The sequence below is a fragment of the Pseudomonas sp. HLS-6 genome, from assembly GCF_002753995.1.
Classification (GTDB): domain Bacteria; phylum Pseudomonadota; class Gammaproteobacteria; order Pseudomonadales; family Pseudomonadaceae; genus Aquipseudomonas; species Aquipseudomonas defluvii.
The window spans coordinates 2,385,895-2,402,236 of sequence record NZ_CP024478.1 but is presented as its reverse complement, the minus strand read 5'-3'; the positions used below and the strand labels follow the sequence as shown (position 1 = coordinate 2,402,236).

The window sequence follows — 16,342 nt, the reverse complement described above, 5'->3', positions numbered from 1 at the left end:
CCATGATCAAACACTGGATCAACGGCCGCGAGGTCGAGAGCAAAGACACCTTCGTCAACTACAACCCGGCCACCGGCGAGGCCATCGGTGAAGTCGCCAGTGGTGGTGCTGAAGAAGTCGCACAGGCCGTTGCCGCCGCCAAGGAAGCGTTCCCGAAATGGGCCAACACCCCGGCCAAGGAACGTGCGCGGTTGATGCGCAAACTCGGCGAGCTGATCGAGCAGAACGTGCCACACCTGGCCGAACTGGAAACCCTGGATACCGGCCTGCCGATTCACCAGACCAAGAACGTGCTGATCCCGCGCGCCTCGCACAACTTCGATTTCTTCGCTGAAGTCTGCACCCGCATGGACGGTCACACCTACCCGGTCGACGACCAGATGCTCAACTACACCCTGTACCAGCCAGTGGGTGTATGCGGCCTGGTGTCGCCGTGGAACGTGCCGTTCATGACCGCCACCTGGAAGACGGCGCCGTGCCTGGCACTGGGCAACACCGCCGTCCTGAAGATGAGCGAACTGTCGCCACTGACCGCCAACGAGCTGGGTCGCCTGGCCGTTGAAGCCGGCATCCCCAACGGCGTGCTGAACGTGATCCAGGGCTACGGCGCCACCGCCGGCGACGCCCTGGTTCGTCACCCGGATGTGCGCGCCATCTCCTTCACCGGCGGCACCGCCACCGGCAAGAAGATCATGCAGACCGCCGGTTTGAAGAAGTACTCCATGGAGCTGGGCGGCAAGTCGCCGGTGCTGATTTTTGAAGATGCCGACCTTGAGCGCGCACTGGATGCGGCACTGTTCACCATCTTCTCGCTGAACGGCGAGCGCTGCACCGCGGGCAGCCGGATCTTCATCCAGGAAAGCGTGTACCCGCAATTCGTTGCCGAGTTCGCCGCCCGTGCCAAGCGCCTGATCGTCGGCGACCCGCAAGACCCGAAAACCCAAGTAGGCTCGATGATCACTCAAGCCCACTACGACAAGGTCACCGGCTACATCAAGATCGGTATCGAAGAAGGCGCCACCCTGCTCGCCGGTGGTCTGGAGCGCCCGGCCAACCTGCCGGCGCACCTGAGCCGCGGCCAGTTCATCCAGCCGACGGTATTCGCGGACGTGAACAACAAGATGCGCATTGCCCAGGAAGAGATTTTCGGCCCTGTGGTCTGCCTGATCCCGTTCAAGGACGAGGCCGAAGCACTGCAACTGGCCAACGACACCGAATACGGCCTGGCCTCCTACATCTGGACCCAGGACATCGGCAAGGCCCACCGCCTGGCGCGTGGCATCGAAGCGGGCATGGTCTTCATCAACAGCCAGAACGTGCGTGACCTGCGCCAGCCGTTCGGCGGCGTGAAGGGTTCCGGCACCGGTCGTGAAGGCGGCCAGTACAGCTTCGAAGTGTTCGCCGAGATCAAGAACGTGTGCATTTCCATGGGCAGCCACCACATTCCACGCTGGGGCGTCTGATACCCGCACGGGAGCCGCCGTTGTTGGCGATAACGACAGCACCCTGTATAGGGTGAGCACATTGTCGGCAAGGCCGGCTCCTACAACGCACAACAAGAACAATTTTCAGGAGTTTCATCATGGGCGAAGTCGTCCTGGCAGCCAAAGTCTGTCATGTGCCATCGATGTACCTTTCCGAACTACCGGGCAAACACCATGGCTGCCGTGAAGCCGCCATCGCCGGCCACAAGGAGATTGGCCGCCGCGCGCGCGAACTGGGCGCCGATACCGCCGTCGTGTTCGATGTGCACTGGCTGGTCAACAGTGCCTACCACGTCAACTGTGGCGAACACTTCAAGGGTATCTACACCAGCAACGAGCTGCCGCACTTCATTAAGGACATGCACTTTGAGTACCCCGGCTGCCCGGAACTGGGTGAACTGATCGCCGCCGAGGCGAATGCCGCCGACGTGCGCACCCTGGCCCACAACATTCCGAGCCTGGAGCTGGAGTACGGCACCCTGGTGCCCATGCGCTACATGCACATGGACGTTCCGGACGAGCAAAAATTCAATGTCGTTTCGGTTGCGGCCTGGTGTGCCTGGCATCGCCTGGAAGACAGCTTCACATTCGGCGCCGCCGTACGCCGGGCCATTGAAAAGAGCGACCGCAAGGTCCTGGTGCTGGCCTCCGGCTCGTTGTCGCACCGTTTCTCGGACGACCGCAACGCTGAAGCGAACATCCACAACTGGACCCGCGAATTCGACAAGCAGATGGACATGCGCGTGGTCGAGCTGTGGAAGCAAGGCCGCTTCAAGGAGTTCTGCGCCATGCTCCCGGACTACGCCGCGCACTGCTTTGGCGAAGGCGGCATGCATGACACCGCGATGCTCCTGGGCCTGCTCGGTGGTGCCGACTACAACAAGCCTGTCAAGGTGCTCACCGAGCCGTTCGGCAGCTCTGGTACCGGCCAAATCAACGCCATCTTCCCGGTTTAACGTAGCGCAAGCCTTGAGCGACAGGCTCAAGGCTGCCCGGCGCAGAGGAGTTCCCATGCCGCATTTCATTGCCGAGTACACCGACAACCTCGAAGAGCAGGCCGACCTGCCCGGCCTGTTCGAGAAGGTTCATGCCACCTTGGGCGCCAGTGGCGTGTTCCCACTGGGCGGCATCCGCAGCCGTGCCGTTCGCCTGGATACCTGGCGCATGGCCGATGGCAAGCACGACTATGCCTTCGTGCACATGACCCTGAAAGTCGGCCATGGCCGGGACCTGGCCACCCGCCAGCGTGTCGCCGAAGCCCTGTTCGAGGTGATCAAGGCGCACTTTGCGCCCCTGCAGGCCGAACGCCTGCTGGCCTTGTCCTTCGAGATGATCGAGCTGCACGAGGTCCTGAACTTCAAGGAAAACAACGTCCACGCGTTCCTCAAATCACAAGGCAACTGACCTCGTTGCCTTTACCCCTGATCTCTCTAATAAAAAGCACAAGATCATGAACACAGCCCATAGCGTTCAAGGCATCACCGCCGCTACCCAGGACCGTACCCACAGCATCGTCACCTGGCGACTGATGCCCCTGCTGCTGATTTGTTACCTGTTTGCCCACCTCGACCGCATCAACATTGGCTTCGCCAAGATGCAGATGAGCACCGACCTGCACTTCAGCGATACCGTCTACGGTTTCGGCGCAGGCCTGTTCTTTGTCGCCTACGCACTGTTCGGCGTACCCAGCAACATGGCCCTGGACCGGGTTGGCCCGCGCCGCTGGATCGCCACCCTGATGGTGGTCTGGGGCATGCTCTCCACCGGCATGCTGTGGATCGACAGCGCGAGCGGGTTCTACGTACTGCGCTTCCTGCTGGGTGTGGCCGAAGCAGGCTTCTTCCCCGGCATCCTGGTCTTTCTCAACCGTTGGTACCCGGCCGGGCGCCGTGCGCAGGTCACCGCCTTGTTCGCCATTGCCGTACCGATGGCCGGGGTAATTGGCGGCCCGCTGTCGGGCGGTATCCTCGAGCGTTTCCATGAGTTTGCCGGGCTGCGTGGCTGGCAGTGGATGTTCCTGATCGAAGGCGCTCCTGTCGTACTGCTGGGCCTGATCGTACTCAAGTGCCTGCCTGACAGTTTCGAAACCGTGAACTGGCTGTCCGACGAGCAGAAACGTCAGTTGCGCGAACAGCTCAGCCATGAAGAGCAACGCAAGTCCATTACCTCGTTCTCCGGCATCCTCAAGGACTCGCAGGTCTGGCTACTGGTCGCCGTGTACTTTGCGGTGATGCTGGCGGTCAACACGCTGGCGTTCTGGATGCCCACCCTGATTCACGGCGCCGGCATCGGCAGCGACGGCAAGGTCGGCCTGCTCAGCGCCGTGCCCTACCTGTTCGGCTGCCTGTTCATGATCGCCTGCGGACGCTCTTCGGATCGTCACCGGGAGCGCCGCTGGCACCTGTGCGTACCGCTGCTGATGTCGGCACTGGGGATCGCAGTGGCCGGCCTGGCACCCACCAATCCGGTCATGGTGCTCAGTGGTCTGGTTGTCGCCGGTATGGGGGCCAGTGCCGCCTTGCCGATGTTCTGGCAGTTGCCACCGGCATTTCTTTCCAACAGTACCCAGGCGGCCGGCATCGCCCTGATCAGTTCGTTCGGCAGCATCGCCTCGTTTCTTGCGCCTTACCTGATCGGCTGGATGCGCGACACCACGCACAGCGCCAGCCTGGCCTTGTATGTACTGGCGTTGTTCATCGCTCTGGGCGGTTTCCTGGTGCTGCGCACCCGGGCTGCCATCGTTAATCCACAGTAAGAGAGCCTTTTCCATGCTTGACCACAGCCTGATTCTGCAAGCCGCTGCCCAACTCGACCGTGCTGAACGCTCGCGCGAACAAGTCCGCCAGTTCTCGCTCGAACACCCGGCCATCACCATCGAAGACGCCTATGCCATCCAGCGCGCCTGGGTAGCGCAGAAGATCAAGGACGGTCGCAAGCTGGTCGGGCACAAGATCGGCCTGACCTCACGGGCCATGCAAGTGTCCTCGAACATCACCGAACCGGACTACGGCGCCCTGCTCGATGACATGATGTTCGAAGAAGGCAGCGACATTCCCTTCGACCGCTTCATCGTGCCTCGGGTCGAGGTGGAGCTCGCGTTCATCCTCGGTAAACCACTAAAGGGCCCGAACGTCAGCGTGTTCGACGTGCTCGACGCCACCGAGTGGGTAATCCCGGCGCTGGAAATCATCGACGCGCGCATTCAACAGATCGACCCGCAGACCAAGGCCACCCGCAAGGTCTTCGACACCATCTCCGATAACGCCGCCAACGCCGGCGTGGTCATGGGCGGACGGGCCGTGCGCCCGACCGAGATCGACCTGCGCAAGGTACCTGCCGTGCTCTACCGCAATGGCGTGATCGAAGAGTCCGGCGTATCTGCGGCCGTACTCAACCACCCGGCCAAGGGCGTGGCATGGCTGGCAAACAAACTGGCGCCGTATGACGTCACCCTGGAAGCCGGTCAGATCATTCTTGGCGGCTCATTCACCCGTCCGGTTGCGGCCAACCCAGGCGATACCTTCCATGTCGACTACGACATGCTCGGCTCCATCGCTTGCCGTTTTGTCTGAGGAGCAGCCCATGGACATGCCCATCAATACCTTCAAGCAACGCCTGAAAAGTGGCGAAGCCCAGATCGGCCTGTGGCTCGGCCTGGCCGATGCCTATTGCGCGGAGCTGGCGGCCAATGCCGGTTTCGACTGGTTGCTGATCGATGGCGAACACGCCCCGAATGACCTGCGCGGCATGCTCGGCCAGTTGCAAGCCGTGGCGCCCTACCCGAGCCAACCGATCATTCGCCCGGTGATCGGCGATACCGCCCTGATCAAGCAGGTGCTGGACATCGGCGCCCAGACCTTGCTGGTGCCCATGGTCGAAAGCGCCGAGCAGGCGCGCGAACTGGTCCGCGCCATCCACTACCCGCCGCAAGGTGTTCGCGGGGTTGGCAGCGCCCTGGCCCGCGCCTCGCGCTGGAACAGCATTCCCGGCTACCTGGATCACGCCGACCAGCAGATGTGCCTGCTGGTGCAGATCGAAAACCGTGAAGGCCTGGCCAACCTGGACGCCATCGCAGCGGTCGACGGCGTCGACGGCGTGTTCATCGGCCCGGCCGACCTCAGTGCCTCACTGGGCCATCGTGGCAACCCCGGCCACCCCGAAGTCCAGGCGGCCATCGAAGACGCCATCGTGCGGATCCAGCAGGCTGGCAAAGCCGCCGGCATTCTGAGCGCTGACGAAGCACTTGCCCGACGCTACATCGAACTGGGCGCAGCCTTCGTCGCCGTCGGTGTCGATACCACCGTGCTGATGCGTGGCCTGCAGGCCCTGGCCGGCAAATTCAAAGGCTGCGCCGCGCCCACCAGCGCGGGCGGCAGCGTCTACTAACTGCTGAGCATGACCATGACACTCAACGACTTGAAACTGCTACGCGAGCACGCCTACGTCAACGGCCAATGGCTTGAGGCGGACGACCATGCCCGCTTCAGCGTGAGCAACCCGGCCAACGGCGAAATCATCGCTACCGTCAGTTCCCTCGGCCAGGCCGAAACTGCCCGCGCCATCGACGCTGCTCATGCGGCCCTGCCGGCCTGGCGCGACAAAACCGCTAAAGAGCGCAGCACGATTCTGCGTAAATGGTTCGAGCTGATCATGGCCAACCAGGAAGACCTGGCGCGCCTGCTGAGCTGGGAACAGGGTAAGCCGCTGGCAGAAAGCCGTGGCGAAATTGCCTATGGCGCCAGCTTTATCGAATGGTTCGCCGAAGAGGCCAAACGGGTCTATGGCGACGTCATTCCTCACGACAAGCCAGGCCGTCGCCTGCTGGTCATCAAGCAGCCGATTGGCGTCGTCGCCGCGATTACCCCGTGGAACTTCCCCAACGCCATGATCACCCGCAAGGTCGGCCCGGCCTTGGCGGCAGGCTGCACCGTTATCGTCAAACCGGCCTCGGAAACCCCATTGTCGGCACTGGCGCTAGCCGAGTTGGGCGAGCGTGCCGGTATTCCTGCAGGCGTGCTTAATATTGTGCCTGGCACCCGCTCGCGCGAGATCGGAGCGGAGCTGACCGGTAACCCGCTGGTGCAGAAGCTCTCGTTCACCGGCTCGACCGGTATCGGCAAGCTGTTGATGGCGCAATGCGCTGAAACCATCAAGAAAGTCAGCCTGGAACTGGGCGGCAATGCGCCCTTTATCGTCTTTGACGATGCCGACCTGGATGCGGCTGTTGAAGGCGTGATTGGCTCCAAGTTCCGCAACACCGGGCAAACCTGCGTCTGCACCAACCGTATTCTGGTGCAGAACAGCATCTACGAGGCCTTCAGCGAACGCCTCGCCAGCGCCGTCAAGGCGCTCAAGGTTGGCAGTGCCGATACCGACGGCGTCCAGCAAGGCCCCTTGATCAATGCCAAGGCGGTGGCCAAGGTCGAAGAACACATCAACGATGCGCTGGGCAAAGGCGCGACGCTGCTCGCCGGCGGCAAGCCCCATGCCTTGGGCGGCAACTTCTTCGAGCCTACCGTGCTGGGCGATGTAACCCCGCAGATGCTGGTGGCCCGTGACGAAACCTTCGGGCCACTGGCACCGATCTTCCGCTTCGACACCGAAGCAGAAGCCATCGCTATGGCCAACGACACCGAGTTCGGCCTGGCCTCCTACCTCTATACCCGCGACCTCGGTCGTGCCTGGCGCGTCAGCGAGGCGCTGGAATATGGCATGGTCGGCGTCAACGAAGGGCTGATCTCTACCGAAGTGGCCCCCTTCGGCGGCATCAAGCAATCCGGCCTGGGCCGCGAAGGCTCCAAGTACGGCATTGATGACTACATCGAGCAAAAGTACATGTGCCTGGGTATCAAGTAACGGCCAGGTCCATTGACCAACACGGCCTGCTGAGCAGGCCGTGTTTCTGCTAAACCCCGCTCGCGTCAGCCCACCACCTTGATGTCGAAATGGCGTTTCTTGCCCAGGCTTACCCGCCATTGGCTGGCCTGCCGGTCCATTTCCCGCTCAGCCGACTCAACCAGCTCCCCATCCAGCCGCAGCCCACGCCCCTCAGCCAGACGACGTGCCGCTGAGCGTGATGCCTGCAAGCCCGTCTCGACCAGCAACTCGGCCAGGCTGATACCGGCCTGCACCTGGGCGCGCGAAATATTCAGCGTGGTCAGCTCCGCCGCCTCACCGTGGGCAAATACAGCGGTTGCCGCCGCATGGGCTTGCTGTGCCGCCGCCTCGCCATGGGCCAGCGCCGTGGCGTGGTCAGCCAATACGCACTTCGCCTGATTCAACGCGGCACCGCCCTGCGCCGTGAGCGCCTGAATCTCCTCCAGCGGCAGCTCGGTGAACAGCGCCAGGAAGCGCCCGACATCGCGGTCATCACAGTTGCGCCAGAACTGCCAGAAATCGAACGGTGCCAGGCGGCTACCGTCCAACCACACCGCGCCACTGACCGACTTGCCCATTTTCTTGCCATCGCTGCTGGTCAACAGCGGCATGGTCAGGCCAAACAGCTGGCGGTTGTCGCGACGGCGCCCCAGTTCCACACCATTGATGATGTTGGCCCACTGGTCAGCACCGCCCAGTTGCACAGTGCAATCGTACTGGCGCGCCAGCTCGGTAAAGTCGTGGGCCTGCAGCAGGGTGTAGCCGAACTCAAGAAACGACAATGAATGCTCGCGCTCCAGGCGCTGGCGAACCGCGTCGAAGGTCAGCAAACGGTTGATGGAGAAGTAGCGCCCCACCTGATCCAGAAACTGCAGGTAACCAATACCATCGAGCCATTGCGCGTTATCGACGACAAAACCAGCGCCCTCACCCAGGTTCAGGTAACGGCCAAAAGTGCGGGTAATGCCAGCGATATTGGCCTGGATCTGCGCTTCGCTGAGGATCGGCCGGCTCTCGTCACGAAAGCTCGGGTCACCGATACGGGTCGTGGCGCCACCGATCAACAGAATCGGCCGGTGCCCGGCCTTCTGTAGCCAGCGCATCAGCATCAGGCCTTGCAGGTGGCCTACGTGCAGGCTGTCGGCGGTGGCATCAAAGCCGAGGTAGATCGTTCTTGACCCCGTGGCCAAGTGCGTGCGCAAGGCTTCCAGGTCGGTACTCTGGTGAATAAAGCCCCGCGCCTGCAGGTGGTCGATCAAACGGTCTTGGGTGTCGTTCATTGCTGTCTCCAGGGGTAAGGCCCGAGGAGAAGGGAGCACTATCCGATTCGCCTCAGGCGGATCGGGTGCACGCAGCAACTACCGCCTCATGGGGTGAGCGGGTAGCCGTAATAGTCGCTGCGACAGGTCATTAATGTATTCATGAAACGATCATCCGAAATGCAAGGGCTGCCGTCAAGCGGCCCGGCCTGAAACGCCTGCGCTGGCAGGCCGGATCAAAGCCGTCGGCACGCAGAGTCAAGACACCTACCGCTCGTTAGGAACTTAATAGGCCCCAGGGGACAGTGCTTGCGAAAAGCCCTGCCGTCGTGCCAATTCAACCGTTCAGGCTGCGCCATGATCACTATCGAAACGCCTACGTACTACTCGGCTACCAAGAAATACAACCTCAGTTTCCCGACGCTGGAAAGTGACATTGAAGCGGACGTCGTCGTGATTGGCGGCGGTTTCTCCGGCATCAACACTGCGCTGGAACTGGCCGAAAAAGGCATCACCAACGTTGTGGTGCTGGAGGCACGCTACCTGGGCTTTGGCGGTACGGGCCGCAATGGCGGGCAGATCATGGCCGGGATCGGGCACGACCTGGAGAAGATCAAGAGCAGTGTCGGCGAGCAAGGCCTGCGCGAGATCTTCGAGATCAGCGAACTGGGCGCCGGCATCATCAAGGACCGTATTGCCAAGTACGCCATCGACGCAGACTTCTGCCACGGCTATGGCTACATGGGCTTCAACGCCCGCCAGGAAAAAACCCTGCGCGCCTGGGAGAAAGACTTCAAATCGATCAACAGCAAGGACGAAATCCGCTTCCTGGCCGGCGCCGAGGTCAAGCAGATCATCGGCTCGGACGCCTACAGCAGCGCCCTGCTGCACATGGGCGGTGGCCATGTGCACTCGCTGAACCTGCTGCTCGGTGAGGCCAAAGCGCTGGTCGGCCTGGGCGCACGTATTTTCGAACATAGCCCGGCCCTGGAAGTGAGCTACGGCGAGCAGATCACCGTGCGTACCGGGCGCGGCTCGGTGAAAGCGCGCAAGCTGCTGTGGGCCTGCGACAGCTTCCTCAACAAGCTGGAGCCAGAGTTGCACGCACGCACCATCAACACCTACGCATTCCAACTGATGACCGAGCCGCTGTCCGACGAATTGATCCGGCGCATCAGCCCGATCCGCGGTGCCTACAGCGATATTCGCCCAGTCATCGACTACTACCGGGTCACCAATGAGAACCGCCTGCTGTTCGGTGCCGCCACACCATTCATCGAACACATCCCCAAGGACCTGAAGGCCTGGAACCGCAACCTGATGCTTAAGATCTTCCCGTACCTGAAGGACGTGCAGATCGACCTGGCCTGGGGCGGCCCAATGGCCACCGGCGCCAACCTGTTCCCGCAGATCGGCACACTCAGCGGCCGCCCGAATGCGTTCTATGTACAAGGCTACTCGGGCTTCGGCGTCACCCCGAGCCACATCATTTGCAAAATCCTCGCCGAGGGCATGAGCGAAGGTTCATCGCGTTACGACCTGATCAGCTCGGTCAAACACGCCCAGATCCTCGGCAAAGACCACATTCGCCCCCTGCTGCTGACGGCCGGCAAAAGCCTGCATCAGCTGTCCGGCTACTTCAACGGCCGGCGTTGAAACCCCTTATCGTTCACTCACTGGAGCACTGCCATGACCCTTACAACTGTACAGAACAACATTGCGCTGTCCGAACTCGACGCCTGGGGCACCGTTGCCGACCTGGGTTCCGAGATTCTGGAAGGCGAAGTCAAAGCCTTCGGCAAAATGACCTTCGGTGCACCGACCGATCCGGTCAGCAGCGCCTACTTCGGCACGACCCAAGGCAAGTTCCGCATGGTCTACCCATTCAACGAACAGGCCGTGGTCGTCACCGGCGAAGTGCTGCTCACTGATGAGTCCACCGGCCAGAGCACGCGCTACAAAGCCGGCGACAGCTGGTTCGTGACCAAGGGCACGCCGGTGCTCTGGGAAGTCGTCAGCGAGAGCTTTGTGAAGCACTACTTCGCGGTCGTCTGACCCGTCTCAAGGCTCCCCTTCACCAACAAACCCTCGCTTCTCAGCGGGGGTTTGTTTTTTCCAGCCAACGTAGCCGCTTTCAAAGCCTGCGGCACCCCTTTGTGGGAGTTGGCTTGCCAACGATGCAAGCACCGCGCATTCACTGCCGTACCGGCTCACCCAATGACACTACCGACCGAAAGGTAGGTAGTGCGCACCGAGCTTGCCGACGACATACGGACGTCCTGGGTAAACGTGCTATCGAGTGATTAGGTTATCGGTTACGCCGTGCCGGCCATAGCGGCGCTGAGTACGTGAGCACGAAAATCTTTCGGCGATTGTTCGAACTGCTTCTTGAACGAGCGGCTGAAGTGCGCCGAGTCGGTAAACCCCCATTTGTAGGCAATGGCGGTAATCGATTCGGTCTTCAGGAACGGGTTGGAAAGGTCGTCGGCACTGCGTTTGAGGCGGGCACGCTGAATGTAGCGGCAAACGCTGTCGCCCTCCTCCTCAAACAGACGGTAGAGGTGGCGCACCGAAATGTTCAAGCGACTGGCCAGGCTTGCCGGGCTCAAGCCTGGCTGGGTCAGTGATTCATCGATCACCTTCTGCACGTAGCTGCGCAGGTTGACACCATTGACGGTCAACGAAGTGCTACTGGCGTCGGCGCGCTCGAAACCCGGGCTGAGCAATGAAATAAAGGCACTCTGCAGCGCATCACCTTGCGCATTGGCCGAGGAGTGCTCATCGGTGTCCTTGCACAGCTCATCCATCAACACATGCAACATGCGGCCACACGCGTTACTGGAGGAAATTTTGCCAAAGGTCTCGCCCTGGCCTTTCAGGTGCTTGCGCACCTCAGTGCGCGACAACGACAACGAGGTGTGTTCAATCAAACCGAACGGGGTGATTTCGCAGGGGCCGACAGAGTCCATCAAGAGCATCTCACCCGGCGCAAGCTGGATTTTGACGCCCCCCTGAGTGATTTGCGAATAACCGGTACGCTGGCTGACCAGGAAACAATGCTGGTCATCGTCACGGTCAGGGTTGTCACCAAAGCGCTTGATGTTGCCCGCATTGGTTCGCAGGTTGGACAGTTGCAGACCAGCCCGCAGGCTGGTCGATATTTCACCGATGAACAACGACCGGTTAAACGCCAACTCGGTCTCGAAACGGCCACAGACACTTTGCATGGCTGTGGTCCAACGCTCCAGTCTGTTGCCATCAAGCTGGGGGATGCTCATGAATACCTCCACACGCGAACTTATTTTTATGACTCAATTGTTAACATGTTACCAATGAGCGCACAACCATAATCCATCACGCAATGTGGAGCAGTATTCATGCCACCCTTTGGCTAACGTGCCAGTAACACGCGTTGCAGAGCCGTCAGCGTATGCTCGAGCAGCACTTTCTGTTCGCTGCTGAATTTTACGTAGCGACGAAAGGCAGGCATACGGTTGACGACTTCGCTGCCCCCCATGTGTTCCAGAGTAACCGTCCAGCCATTGAGCGCGTATTCGATGCTCAGGTGCTTGAAATCCAGCGGCATCAGCGCCGCGCTGAGCCTGGCGTCGCCCAGCAGCCGCTTCGACACGGCCTCGAACAGCGTCCGGTCGCCGCTACGGTAGCGGCAACGAATACCGGTACGCTTGAGCGAGCCAGTATGGTGCAGATCAAAGTGGACGTTGCCCTGTTCAAAGGCAGGCACTTGGAGACGGAACTCGGTCATGACCAGATGCATCAGCAACTGCGCTTGAGTACGCTCGCTGACCTGCACGCGCAGCCCCGTCGCCCCCAGATCAAACTCGGCACGGCCCGTCTCCGCCAAGTGGAAACGGTGTATTCCCAGGTTACGCCGCAGCAACTCCAGGGTGACCCCTGGCCGGTAACCGGCCGGGGCCCGCTGGGCGCTGAACAGGTCAAACAGCTTTGCTAGCATGATGGACATGACCGCTAACGTGAATGCCAGGCTCGTTGGCGAACTCCACCGCCAGGACGTCTTCGACCCGTGCCGGGGCAAACGGGTTGACCTTCTGCACACACAGTGTCCAGAACAGCGCATAGGCTGCCGTGGCCGCCAGCATGATGCCGAATGGAACGTAGATGTCGGCGGGGTTCATGCCCGGTGGGGTAATGAACCACATCCCCAGCAGGATACCGACACTGGAGAGGATCTGTGGCAGCGGGAAGAGCGGCGAGCGGTAGGCACGTGGCAGGTCAGGACGGCGAATGCGCAGGATGACCACCGACAGGGTCACCAGCAGGTAGGCCGTACTCCAGGCGCAGACCGCAGCCAGTACCAAGTGCAGGATGTTGTCTGCGTTACCCCCCAGGTACCAGGCGTGCAGGCAAGGAATCAGTACCGCGACGAGGATGCACAGCAGCGGCGTCTTGAAGCGCGGATGCAGGTAGGTGAACACCTTGGGCAATGCACCGTCCACCGCCATGCCGTAGAGAATCCGCGGTACGCCGGCCATCAGGGTATTGATGGTCGCAGCGCCGGCGAACAGGAAGCCGATACCCAGCCACAGCGGGCCAATGTCACCCATGACCTGGGCAGCAAACTTCGGAATGGCCATCGGCGTGTCCAACAGGTGCAGCCCGGTGGCCGGATCAAGCACGATGTTCTCGACCTGACGCTTCATTGCCGCGCCATAAATGAACATGCACGACGCCACACCCAGCAACCCCAGGGCCATGGCCTTGGGCATCACCGAGGCAGACCTGCGCAGGTCCGGGGCTAGCGGCGTGACGAACTCGCAGCCGACAAACATGAACATGGCCATGCCAACCAGCGACAGGATGGTGATCAGGTCGGTGCCCACCAACGACTCACCGAACAGGCCGTCCAACTCTACTGCCGGCGCAGAGATCAGGCCAAGCAGGCCAAACACCATCAGGGTGGTCCACATACCGAAGGTCAGGATGATCTCCGCACGACCGAAGGCGCTGACGCCAAAGGCATTGAGAATGCCGAACACGATCACGAACGCCACACCCAGCAACCACGAGCCACCGGCGGATTCGGCCAGGGTATTGAGGTGCTCAAAGTTCACCAGGGCCATGACCCCTGAGAGGATGGTCTCGGCGGTACCGGCGAAGACATGGACGATCAGGTAGGCTGAAAGCGTACCGGTAATGGCGAAAAAGCGCCCCATGCCGCAGTTGATATAGTCGTAGACCGAGCCGGTGGTTGGCAGGATCGAGGCTGCTTCGGCAAAGGTCGTCGACTGAGCCAGCATCATGACAGCGGCAATCACCATGGCCACCGCGAAGGCACTGCCACCAATCCCGAACCCCATGGTTGCGGTCAGGATGACCGGGCTGGCCATGATCAGACCAACCGTACTGGCCAGTGCCGTGGGAAATCCGACGGTGCCGCGATTCAGATGCTCGGTGAGCTTTTTATTGATTGACATCTGGATAATGCCCCTGACTTCAGTGTGTGACATAAATGGCGACAAAACCCGTCAACCTGCAAGGCCCCTTCCAGGTGCGGGTTGTCACCGTGTACGTCCACTGTGCGCTTCGCCTCCGCTCATCGTCTTGCCCGAGGCTGCCGTCGTCTTTGTTGCAGCCTGCCACATATGAAGGTCGAGCGCTTGCCTGCAACCGACCTCGCTGGTTTTACTGCCGGTGCAACATGGCCTGGATCTGCTGGGTGGCCTGGCGGGTACTTTCGGCAAGCTTCTTCACTTCATCGGCGACCACCGAGAAGCCGCGCCCCACCTCACCGGCACGTGCCGCTTCAATCGCGGCATTCAAGGCCAGCAGGTTGGTCTGCTCGGCGATGCTCTTGATGACCCCGACAACAGTCGCGATCTGCGCGTAAGTCGCCTGATTCTGGGTCAGCATCTGTTCGTGACTGGCCTGTGCACTGCGCTCGTCACTGATGTCGCGCACCGCGCCCAACACACGGGTCAGCACGCCCTGTTCATCACGTACCGCACGACCACGCTCACGGCACCAGATAAAACCGCGGGTCTTGTGCTGCATCCGGTACTCGAACACATACTCACCGCTACCACCGGGTTTGAGGATCTCCCGGTCGAAAACCGCCATGATCTCAGCCAGGTCGTCCGGGTGCGTGATACTGACCTGCGCGTCCCAACCATCGGGCAACTCCTGCGGCAGGTAGCCCATCAGTGCACGGAACGGGTTAGAGATACGCATTGAGCTGGAAGGATGGCGCACATCGCCATGGGCGACCGAGATGCCCCAGGTGCCTTCGGTGAGGGTCGACTGCAACAACGCCCAGATCTGTGCCTGTTGAACAAGCGCCTGGGTCTCGTGCTGTTGATCCAGTAACGCGGCCTGCAGCGCCTCGCAACGCTGTTGCAGAAGCGTCTGCTGCGCCTGTGCGCTCTGCAGATGGTGTTGTTCCTGATCGAGCCGGGTGGCCAGTTCTGCCGCAGTGGCCTGCGCCTGCGCCAACTGCTGGCCGACCTGTTGGCGCTCGACGCCAAGGGTTTCCAGCGTCGCCCGCAACTGCGGATGGCTGGCCAGCAACGGCGCCTGATGCGCCGCACCGGGCTGGCCGGCAATTATTTGCAGCAAGACCTCAGTCAACTCACCTGCCCAGTGATTGCGTTTGAAAAACATCAGCGCACCGTTTGGCTATCCAGTCGGGGGGATAGTGAGTTGACCGTATTCCCAAATCGCCGTCTTGCGCCGCCGTGCCAAGTGTAGTTGTTCGCCGCTGCCAGGGCGTCAGCGCTTGATCACCGCCTTGAGCACAGTCTTGAAGGTTTCGATCTGCTCTTCGCTGAACTGACCAAACACCTTGTCCTGCTGTTCACGGGCAATCGCCCACAGGGCTTCGGTTTCTTCAATGCCCTTACCCGTCAACACCACCCGCTCGTGGTCATCGGACACCAGCCCTTTGCGCTTGAGGTTGGCAACAGCCTCGACGATCTCGCGCTCGGGCATCGCCACTTCGCGCTGCAGGTCAGCAAGGCCCAGCCCCGCATCGTTCTCCAGCACCATCAGCATGCGCGCCTCACTGGTGCGCAAGCCGGTAGACAGTTGCCGAGGCTGGTAGCTGGTCTGATAGGCCCGCAAGGCCTGAGTCATCAGGTAATACAGGTTATGGCTCAGACGGCCCTGGAAGTTGCTGCTGGGCGGCTGCCCCTCCTCACGCTTGGTCATGCGTGTGTGTGGCAACACCATGGAGTAGGCCCCTTGGTGATACAGCAGTGGCGAACGCCCGCAATCATCGAACGCCACTACCTTGCCGACCAGAATCCAATGGTCCCCGCCGTCCAGTTGCTGGTACTTCTCGCAACTGAAACGCGCTGAGCAATCCGCGAGCAGCGGTGCGCCACCCTCACCGGCCTCGTAGACGATCCCGGCGAAGCGGTCATCCTTGGGGCGGGCAAAGTTGTTCGACAGGTCGATCTGGTCTGCCGCCAGGATGTTGACCGCAAAGTGGCTGGCCTCCTCGAACACCTCAAGGCTGCTCGAGCGCTTGTCGATGCTCCACAGGATGAGTGGCGGGTCCAGGGACACCGAGTTGAAGCTGTTGGCGGTCACGCCAACTTTGCGGCCGCTGGCATCGGCAGCCGTCACTACGGTGACACCCGTGGCAAAGTTGCCAAGCGCCCGGCGGAAGGCCCGTGCGTCGAAGGTGGTTTCAGTAAGGGTGGACATGCAAGACTCCCGGGCTGTCGCGACGACAGCCTCGTT

Annotated in this window: 14 protein-coding genes and 1 pseudogene; 9 read left to right on the top strand and 6 right to left on the bottom strand. The window is 61.3% G+C overall.

Annotated features, from left to right (window positions below):
* Positions 1-2: 2 nt before the first annotated feature.
* The 7 genes from hpaE to CS390_RS11410 all read left to right on the top strand — a co-directional run bounded on the left by hpaE (position 3) and on the right by CS390_RS11410 (position 7,340).
* Entirely contained in the window at positions 3-1,463 is a 1,461-nt protein-coding gene (gene hpaE / locus CS390_RS11440; protein WP_065757833.1) for a 5-carboxymethyl-2-hydroxymuconate semialdehyde dehydrogenase, read from the top strand.
* Between the two features lie 119 nt (positions 1,464-1,582).
* On the top strand, positions 1,583-2,440 hold the full coding sequence (gene hpaD / locus CS390_RS11435) for a 3,4-dihydroxyphenylacetate 2,3-dioxygenase (RefSeq protein WP_099774479.1): 858 nt from the start codon (positions 1,583-1,585) through the stop codon (positions 2,438-2,440).
* Between the two features lie 55 nt (positions 2,441-2,495).
* Positions 2,496-2,888, top strand: a complete 393-nt coding sequence (locus CS390_RS11430; RefSeq protein WP_065757831.1) for a 5-carboxymethyl-2-hydroxymuconate Delta-isomerase — start codon at positions 2,496-2,498, stop codon at positions 2,886-2,888.
* A gap of 46 nt (positions 2,889-2,934) precedes the next feature.
* Entirely contained in the window at positions 2,935-4,239 is a 1,305-nt protein-coding gene (locus tag CS390_RS11425; RefSeq protein WP_065757830.1) for an MFS transporter, read from the top strand.
* A 13-nt stretch (positions 4,240-4,252) separates the two neighbouring features.
* On the top strand, positions 4,253-5,056 hold the full coding sequence (gene hpaH / locus CS390_RS11420; protein WP_065757829.1) for a 2-oxo-hept-4-ene-1,7-dioate hydratase: 804 nt from the start codon (positions 4,253-4,255) through the stop codon (positions 5,054-5,056).
* A gap of 10 nt (positions 5,057-5,066) precedes the next feature.
* Positions 5,067-5,870, top strand: a complete 804-nt coding sequence (gene hpaI, locus CS390_RS11415) for a 4-hydroxy-2-oxoheptanedioate aldolase (protein WP_065757828.1) — start codon at positions 5,067-5,069, stop codon at positions 5,868-5,870.
* Between the two features lie 15 nt (positions 5,871-5,885).
* On the top strand, positions 5,886-7,340 hold the full coding sequence (locus CS390_RS11410; protein WP_099774477.1) for an NAD-dependent succinate-semialdehyde dehydrogenase: 1,455 nt from the start codon (positions 5,886-5,888) through the stop codon (positions 7,338-7,340).
* 65 nt (positions 7,341-7,405) lie between these two features.
* Here CS390_RS11410 and tyrS read toward each other — a convergent pair whose 3' ends face one another.
* Positions 7,406-8,641, bottom strand: coding sequence for a tyrosine--tRNA ligase (gene tyrS / locus CS390_RS11405; protein ID WP_099774475.1), 1,236 nt, complete (start codon positions 8,639-8,641; stop codon positions 7,406-7,408).
* A gap of 336 nt (positions 8,642-8,977) precedes the next feature.
* Between tyrS and CS390_RS11400 the strand changes: the two genes are divergently transcribed.
* Together CS390_RS11400 and CS390_RS11395 are read left to right on the top strand one after the other, a co-directional pair.
* Positions 8,978-10,276, top strand: a complete 1,299-nt coding sequence (locus CS390_RS11400) for an FAD-binding oxidoreductase (protein ID WP_065757825.1) — start codon at positions 8,978-8,980, stop codon at positions 10,274-10,276.
* A 33-nt stretch (positions 10,277-10,309) separates the two neighbouring features.
* Positions 10,310-10,675 (top strand): cupin domain-containing protein, encoded by a 366-nt coding sequence (locus CS390_RS11395; RefSeq protein ID WP_065757824.1) that lies wholly within the window; start codon positions 10,310-10,312, stop codon positions 10,673-10,675.
* Between the two features lie 260 nt (positions 10,676-10,935).
* On the opposite strand, the gene feaR is transcribed toward CS390_RS11395, so the two are convergent.
* The 5 genes and pseudogenes from feaR to CS390_RS11370 form a co-directional block, all read right to left on the bottom strand.
* On the bottom strand, positions 10,936-11,898 hold the full coding sequence (feaR, locus tag CS390_RS11390; protein ID WP_065757823.1) for a transcriptional regulator FeaR: 963 nt from the start codon (positions 11,896-11,898) through the stop codon (positions 10,936-10,938).
* Between the two features lie 113 nt (positions 11,899-12,011).
* Complete coding sequence (locus tag CS390_RS11385) at positions 12,012-12,596, bottom strand: DUF3156 family protein (protein ID WP_099776650.1); 585 nt, start codon at positions 12,594-12,596, stop codon at positions 12,012-12,014.
* On the bottom strand, positions 12,577-14,076 hold the full coding sequence (locus CS390_RS11380) for an APC family permease (protein ID WP_099774473.1): 1,500 nt from the start codon (positions 14,074-14,076) through the stop codon (positions 12,577-12,579). Before CS390_RS11380 ends, CS390_RS11385 begins: the two co-directional genes overlap by 20 nt.
* 214 nt (positions 14,077-14,290) lie before the next feature.
* Positions 14,291-14,830: pseudogene (locus CS390_RS25655) on the bottom strand (methyl-accepting chemotaxis protein); the annotation flags it as partial.
* Between the two features lie 537 nt (positions 14,831-15,367).
* Positions 15,368-16,306, bottom strand: coding sequence for a p-hydroxyphenylacetate 3-hydroxylase reductase component (locus tag CS390_RS11370; protein WP_065757819.1), 939 nt, complete (start codon positions 16,304-16,306; stop codon positions 15,368-15,370).
* Positions 16,307-16,342 lie beyond the last annotated feature (36 nt).